Raw genomic sequence first — 6,939 nt, forward strand, 5'->3', positions numbered from 1 at the left:
CGCCGGCGACGAACGTGCCGTGCCCGCCCTGGGCGGCGAGGGTGCTGCCGGAGACGTACAGGGCGTCCTCGTCGTCGGTCTCGGGGACGTAGCTGCCGCCGAGCCACTGCGGGTGGTACGCGCCGGCCTGCTGCCAGATGCCGGTGTCGCAGACGCCGACGGTGACGCCCGCGCCCTCGCCGAGCCGGGCCGGGGCGGGCGGGGCCAGCGCCGACGCGGCGGCGGGTGGGCTGCCCGGGTTGCCCATGATGTTGCCCAGGCCCAGCAGCACGTGGTGCGGCTGCACGGCGGGCACCGGCTGGTTGGGCCACTGCCGGGGATCGCGCAGCGCCGTCACCACGGCGGGGACGTCGGTCTCCTTGGCGAAGAGCAGGCGGGTCACCCCGGCGAAGCCCGCGCCCACCGTCACCTGGTGGTTGCGCGAGCGCAGCCAGGTCAGCACCCGCTGGGCGTCGGCGTTGGCCGCGAGGAGCTGCCGGGGGCGGTAGAGGAACTCCCGGCCGGTCACCGTGTGCTGCCGCACGTTCGGGTCGGCGGCCAGCGCGGTGGCGAAGGCGCGCTGGTACGCGTCGTCGTCGGGGCTGTCGGCGGCCCACGCCGGTCGCGCCTCGGCGCCCAGCGGCACCGCCACCGCGCCGAGCGCGGCCAGGGTCAGCATCCGCCGCCGGGTGAGCCGATCGGCCGGCAGCGGGGTGCGGTGGCGGTCAGACGGCACCGGTCCTCCAGGCGGGTTGCGACAGGCGCGGGTGGTGGAATGCCCGGGTGGCGGGCGGCACGGCGGCCCCGGGGCGTATTCGATTCTTCCAGCGCATTCCCGAATGTCAATGACACGAACGGCTGTGCGGCAGAGAAAGGTTCCGCCCGGACCCCGCCGGTGATCTGCCGCGACCGGAGGCTCTTCGCGGGGTTCTTCCTGGGCTGGCTCGCCCTCGCGACCGCCTACCGCGACAGGGAGTTCGGCGCGTGGCTCGCCTCCGACGACGGTTACGCCGACGAGGTCCTGACCCGGCCGGTCATCGAGCTGACCTGAGGAGCTGCTCCTGCATGTCGCCGACACGGGGCGATCGGCCCGGCGGGGAAGGCGCGATGTCGGCGTCATGGAGTCGATCAAGGCTCGGGGCGACCGGACGAGCGGGGAAGGCGCGATGTGGGCGTCGTGGAGTCGATCGGGCCGGGCGCGCGACCAGTGCGATCGAGGACGGTCGCATTGACGGTGGCGAGCCGATCGGGAACGCTGTGCCGCATGGCCGAGAGCGCCGAGATCGCTGCCGGTGCGGCCCAGGCCGCGCTCGACGCCGTGCAACGCTACCCCCGCGAGGCGATCACGACCGCCCAGCGGGTGCTCGCCACAGCCGTCGACGGGGACGAGCGCTCCACGGCCGAGCGGGCCGTCGGCCTCGCCCTGCGGGAGCTCAACGACCTGCCCGGGGCGCTGCGCCACCTGCGCCGGGCGGTGCGGGCCGCCGCGACGCCGCGCACGCGGGCGCTGGCCCGGATGAGCCTCGGCTACGTGCTGGCCAACTCCGGCCGCACCGCCGCCGCCCTGCGGGCGGTGACCGCCGCCCTGCCCCCGCTGACCGGGGCCGACGCCGGCCGGGCCCGGATGCAGCGGGGCGTGGTGCTGCACTACCGGGGCCGGTACGACGAGGCGGTCCGCGACTACTCCCTGGCCATCGAGATCGCCCAGCGCGAGGGCGATCCGCTGCTGGAGGCCCGGGCCCGCAACAACCGGGGGCTGCTCAACGCCCACCGGGGCGCGAGCCGGGGGCGCGTCGACGACCTCGCGCGCGCGGCGGCGATCTTCCAGCGGCTCGGGCTGGAGCTCGCCGCCGCCGACGCCCGCTGGAACCTCGGCCTCGCGGCCGGGCAGCGCGGCGACACGGTGGGGGCGCTGCGCTGCTTCGCCGAGGTGGAGGAGGAGTACCGCCGCCTCGCCGTGCCCCGGCCGGCGCTGCTGCTGGACCGGTTCGAGCTGCTGCTCTCCGTGCCGCTGGTGGAGGAGGCCGTCGAGGTGGCCGGCGCGGCCGTGCGCGAGCTGCGCCGCCGGGGCATGGCCTCCGACCTGGCCGAGGCGCTGCTGGCCCAGGCGCGGGCCGCGTTGCTCGCCGGTGACCTGGACACCGCCGCCGACGCCGCCGCCGGTGCGCGGGCCCGGTTCCGCCGTCAGGGCCGGCGCACCTGGGCCGCGTTCGCCCGGCACGTCGAGCTGCGCGCCGAGTACCGCCGGGGCGCGCCCTCGGCGGCGCTGCTCACCGCGCTGGTGCGTACCGCCGATCAGCTCGACGCGACCGGCTGGCCCGGCCCCGCGCTGACCACCCGGATCGACGCCGGCGCTCTGGCCGCCGCTCTCGGCCGCGCCAGCCGCGCCGCGACGCTGCTCCACACGGCGGCCGACGCCCGTCGGCGGGGCACCGCCCCGGGCCGGGCCCAGGGTTGGTACGCCCTGGCGCTGTCCCGGCGGCTGGCCGGCGACGACCGCGCGGCGGCGCGGGCGCTGCGTCGCGGGCTCGCCGTGCTCGACAGCCACCGGGCCTCCCTCGGCGCGACGGAGCTGCGGGCGCACAGCGGCGCGTACGGGCAGGAGCTGGCGGCCGAGGGCCTGGACATCGCGGTGGGGTCCGGCTCCCCGGCCCGGGTCCTGGCCTGGGCGGAGCGGTGGCGGGCCAGCGCGGTGCGCACCCGGGCGGCGCTGCCGCCGGCCGACCCGGACCTCGTCGCGGCGCTCAGCGAACTCCGCCTGGTCAGCGGCCTGTTGGAGGACGCCCTGCTCGCCGGTCGGCCGGTGCACGCGCTGCGGGGCCGGCAGGCCCGGCTGGAGCAGCGCATCCGGGACCTGTCCCGGCGGGTGCCCGGCGGCGGCGCGGTGGCGGTCCCGCCCGGGGTGGCGGCGCTGGCGCGGCGGCTCGACCGGCGGGTGCTGATCGAGCTGGTCGCGCACGGCGAGCGGCTGCGGGCGGTGCTGGTGCGCGACGGCCGGGCGAGCCTGCACGACCTCGGCTCGCTCGCCGAGGCGGTGGACCTGACCCGCCGCTACCGGTTCGGCCTGCGCCGCCTGGTCACCACCGGGGACTCCGCCGAGGTCCGGGCCGGGGTGGCCCACGTCGCGGCGGCGCTGGACCGGCAGTTGTTCGGCCCGCTGCGGGCCCGGCTCGCCGACCGCCCCCTGGTGGTCGTCCCCATCGGCGCCCTGCACGCCGTGCCGTGGTCCGGCCTGCCGACCTGCGCCGGGCGGCCGGTGACGGTCGCCCCGTCGGCCACGGTCTGGCTGCGCGCGGACGGGCGGGCCGTGCCCGACGGGCCGCCGGTGCTGGCGGCGGGGCCCCGGCTTCCGGCCGCCGAGACCGAGGTACGCCTGCTCGCCGGGGCGCTGCCCGGCGCGCGCCTGTTCACCGGGGCGGACGCCACGGCCGGCGCGCTGACCGCCGCGCTGGACGGGGCGGGGCTGGCGCACATCGCCGCGCACGGCACGTTCCGGGCCGACAACCCGCTGTTCTCCCGGCTGGAACTGGCCGACGGGCCGCTGCTGGCGTACGAACTGGAGCGGCTGCCCCGGCCGCCCGGCTGCGTAATCCTGTCCGCCTGCGACTCGGGGCTGTCGGGAGTGCGCCCCGGCGACGAGGTCATGGGCTTCACGGCGGTGCTGCTGGCCCGGGGCGCCCGGTGTCTGGTGGCCACGGTGCTGCCGGTGCCGGCGGAGCCCACCACGGCGCTGATGCTCGACCTGCACCGGCGGATGCGCGCGGGCGCCCGGCCGGCGCGGGCCCTGGCCGACGCCCAGGCCGCGTTCGCCGCGACGGGCGACGGCTCCGCCTCGGCCACGGCGGCGGCGTTCGCCTGCTTCGGCGCGGGGTGAGCGGGCGCACGCCGTACGGGCGGGGGATAGCACCGTCGTATGACCCGGCGGGGATGGTTAATAAATAGAAGGCGATCAATAGACTTCCGTCATCCCGAATGCGGCACCCCCGGAAGTGCCGCTGAAGATGCGGAGGAACGCATGGTTCGCTGGCGCACCCTCACCGGCCTCCTCACCGCCGCGCTGGCCGCGGTGACCGCGGGCAGCCTCACCCTCACCGCCCCCGCCGCCGCCTCGGCGCCCGACGGCACGATCACCCCGAACGTCGTCGGCGGCACCCCGGCCGCCCAGGGCGAGTTCCCGTTCATGGTGCGGCTCTCGATGGGCTGCGGCGGCGCGCTCTACAGCCCCCGGCTGGTCCTCACCGCCGCGCACTGCGTGGGCGCCACCGGCACCAACACCAGCATCACGGCCACGCTCGGCGCGGTGGACCTCCAGTCGTCCAGCCGGATCACCGTCCGGTCGAACTACGTCTACCGCGCCCCCGGCTACAACGGCGCGGGCAAGGACTGGGCGCTGATCCGGCTCGCCACGCCGGTCACCAACCTGGCCACCCTGCCGATCGCCACCACCACCGCGTACGACAGCGGCACCTTCACCGTGGCCGGCTGGGGCGCGGCCCGCGAGGGCGGCGCGCAGCAGCGGTACCTGCTCAAGGCCAACGTGCCGTTCGTCAGCGACTCCGTCTGCAACTCCAACTACGGCGGCGACCTCATCGCGGCCGAGGAGATCTGCGCCGGCTACGCCGGCGGCGGCACCGACACCTGCCAGGGTGACTCCGGCGGCCCGATGTTCCGCCGGGACGCCAACAACGCCTGGATCCAGGTGGGCATCGTGAGCTGGGGCAACGGCTGCGCCCGCCCCAACTACCCGGGCGTCTACACCCAGGTGAGCTACTTCGCCCCGGCCATCGCCTCGGCTGCGGCGAGCCTCGGCGGCTGACCGTAGCACCGCACGAGGAGCGGCCCGGCCGGATCACCGGCCGGGCCGCCCCGCGCGGGTCACCGGGCCGCCCGGGGCACGGGGTCACCGGGTCGCCGCGAGCGAATCACCGCGCGGCCTCGCGCCCGGGTTACTGGGCGGCCGGGGGCGTCCACCCGGCGGGCAGGCGCCCGAGGCGGACGCGCTGCGGGTGGTCGCCCACCGGCACGCTGACCACCTTCCGGCCGGTGGCGAAGCTGATCGCGGTCACCCGGTCGGCGCCCGACTCGGAGATCACGCAGTCCCGGCCGTCGCCGCTGACCGTCGCCCAGTACGGCTTGCTGGACGCGACCAGCGGGCCCGGGGCGAGGGTGGCGCGGTCGACGATGGTGGTGTAGTCGTCCACGGTGCCGGCGACGCAGAGCTTCGCGCCGTCCGGGCTCATCGACATGCCGTGGTGCCGCGAGTCGTTGACCCACGTGGTGCGGTCCTCGTCGGTGTCCGGGTTCTTCGGCAGCGTGGCGACCCGGGTGACCGTGTCGGTGGCGACGTCGTACTCGACGAAGCCGTTGAAGAACGACACCTGGAAGTACAGCTTGCTCTCGTCGGGCGTGAACACCGCCGGCCGGACGGCGTCGGAGAGGTCGCCCCGGCCGAACGCGTCCAACCGGGACCGCATGTCGATCTCCTTCACCCGCTGGCCCGTGGCGGCGTCGGCGACCGTGACGTGCCGGTCCCCCTTCGTCCAGTCCTGCGCCGGGGCGTCGAGGTCGGTGTAGACGCTGCCGATCGACATGTTCCAGATGTGCCGGCCGCCGCCGGTGAAGACGTTCTCGTGCGGCGAGTCGCCGGTGTCGAACGAGGCGACCTGCCGGCCGGTGGCGATGTCCAGCACGTGCACCCTGTTCGAGGTGGACGCGGAGACCGCGACGCGGGTGCCGTCCGGCGACACCGCCATGTGGTCCGAGCGGAACCCGGAGACCGGGAACCGCCAGCGCACCGCGCCGGTGGCCAGGTCGATGGAGACCACGTCGGCGAAGCTGGGCCGCGACACCACCAGCGCGGCGCCGTCCGGCGTGGTGTACATGTCGTCGACGAGTTGGTCGTGGCCCTCGCCGGGCCCCTGCCGGATGCCCAGGTAGAAGGCGAGCCGGACGGGGTTGAGGTAGATCTCCCAGAGCCGCTGCTCGCGGTCGGGGACGACGTCGACCCGGCCGAGCCTGCCGTAGTCGCCCCGGGAGCGGATGACGTCGACGGTGCCCTCCCAGTTGTTGCCGACGAACATCACCTCATCCAGGGCGGCGGCGGGGGTCGCGCCGGCCGGGGTCGGCGCGGCGACGACGGCGAGGGCCAGGGCGGTGGCGGCGGCGGCGTACCCGCGACGGCGGGCGCGTGGGGGCGCGGGCGTTGCTGCGGTCATGGACTGCTCCTGCCGGTGGGGGACCGATGGTGGCGGCGCGCGGTGTTACCTTGCGGTAACAGAAGGAAACCAACCGAAGCCGGGCCTCCGGTAGGCGACGGGGGCCAAAGGCCGGCGGGGCCGTTGTGGACCGTCCACAACGGCAGCCGTGGCCGGGGGAGCGGAGGCGATGGCGTCGACCGGGTGGGCCGGAGCCCTGGGGGCGTTGCTGCGCGACCTGGCCGCCGACGACCGGGTCGTGGAGGAGATGGTCGATGCCGCCCGGCTGCACTCGCCGGAGGTGGCGCGGCTGCCCCCGGCCGAGACCCGCCGGCACGTCGCGGCCCTGCTCTCCGCCGGTCTGGCGTCCTTCGCGCGGCGTCGGCACGGAGGCGGCCGGCGGCCCGGGCCCGACGAGCCCGACGAGGGGGACTTCGCGGAGGCGCGGCGGCTCGGCGCCGCCCGCGCCGCGCAGGGCGTCTCCGTCGCCGGCCTGCTGCGCGGGGTGCAGGCCGGCCGGCAGCGGGTGGTGGAGATCGCGTTGGAGCGCGGGCGGGCCGCCGGGCTGCCCGACAGCGCGCTGCTGGAGGCCCTGCTCGACCTCGGCCGGTACGCGGGCGCGCTGGAACGCGCCCTGGTCGACGGGTACCACGCGGCGGAGCGGGAGCTGGTGCGCAGCCGGCGCGACGCCCGCGACCGGCTGCTGCGGCGGCTGCTGCTCGGCGAGCCGGGCGACGAGCGCCCCGACGCCCTCGCCGGCTTCGGG

At 76.8% G+C, this 6,939-nt stretch carries 5 protein-coding genes and 1 pseudogene; 4 read left to right on the top strand and 2 right to left on the bottom strand.

Annotated elements, in window-relative coordinates; all coding sequences use genetic code 11:
• A pseudogene (locus LPU43_RS17465) lies at positions 1–715 on the bottom strand (serine protease); the annotation flags it as partial.
• Positions 716–874: 159 nt separating this feature from the next.
• Here LPU43_RS17465 and LPU43_RS17470 point away from each other — a divergent pair.
• The 3 genes from LPU43_RS17470 to LPU43_RS17480 all read left to right on the top strand — a co-directional run bounded on the left by LPU43_RS17470 (position 875) and on the right by LPU43_RS17480 (position 4,795).
• Positions 875–1,030 carry a hypothetical protein gene (locus LPU43_RS17470; protein WP_229401515.1) on the top strand — a complete coding sequence of 52 codons (156 nt, stop codon included), beginning with the start codon at positions 875–877 and terminating at the stop codon, positions 1,028–1,030.
• Between the two features lie 213 nt (positions 1,031–1,243).
• On the top strand, positions 1,244–3,853 hold the full coding sequence (locus LPU43_RS17475; RefSeq protein ID WP_229401516.1) for a CHAT domain-containing protein: 2,610 nt from the start codon (positions 1,244–1,246) through the stop codon (positions 3,851–3,853).
• Positions 3,854–3,994: 141 nt separating this feature from the next.
• The gene (locus LPU43_RS17480) at positions 3,995–4,795 is read left to right on the top strand and encodes a S1 family peptidase (protein ID WP_229401517.1); all 801 of its coding nucleotides are present in this window, start codon (positions 3,995–3,997) and stop codon (positions 4,793–4,795) included.
• A 130-nt stretch (positions 4,796–4,925) separates the two neighbouring features.
• Here the strand turns inward: LPU43_RS17480 and LPU43_RS17485 are convergent, their stop codons facing one another.
• Positions 4,926–6,194 carry a YncE family protein gene (locus LPU43_RS17485; protein WP_229401518.1) on the bottom strand — a complete coding sequence of 423 codons (1,269 nt, stop codon included), beginning with the start codon at positions 6,192–6,194 and terminating at the stop codon, positions 4,926–4,928.
• A gap of 169 nt (positions 6,195–6,363) precedes the next feature.
• Between LPU43_RS17485 and LPU43_RS17490 the strand changes: the two genes are divergently transcribed.
• Positions 6,364–6,939: RsbRD N-terminal domain-containing protein (locus LPU43_RS17490; protein ID WP_505845681.1), on the top strand; the 576-nt coding region annotated here is incomplete at its 3' end.

The sequence above is a fragment of the Micromonospora okii genome (assembly GCF_020884795.1).
Classification (GTDB): Bacteria; Actinomycetota; Actinomycetes; order Mycobacteriales; family Micromonosporaceae; genus Micromonospora; species Micromonospora okii.

Excerpts from the sequence above, each read along its gene's own strand:
- LPU43_RS17475 (WP_229401516.1), top strand. The coding sequence starts at position 1,244 with ATGGCCGAGAGCGCCGAGATCGCTGCCGGTGCGGCCCAGGCCGCGCTC.
- LPU43_RS17480 (WP_229401517.1), top strand. The coding sequence starts at position 3,995 with ATGGTTCGCTGGCGCACCCTCACCGGCCTCCTCACCGCCGCGCTGGCC.
- LPU43_RS17485 (WP_229401518.1), bottom strand. The coding sequence starts at position 6,194 with ATGACCGCAGCAACGCCCGCGCCCCCACGCGCCCGCCGTCGCGGGTAC.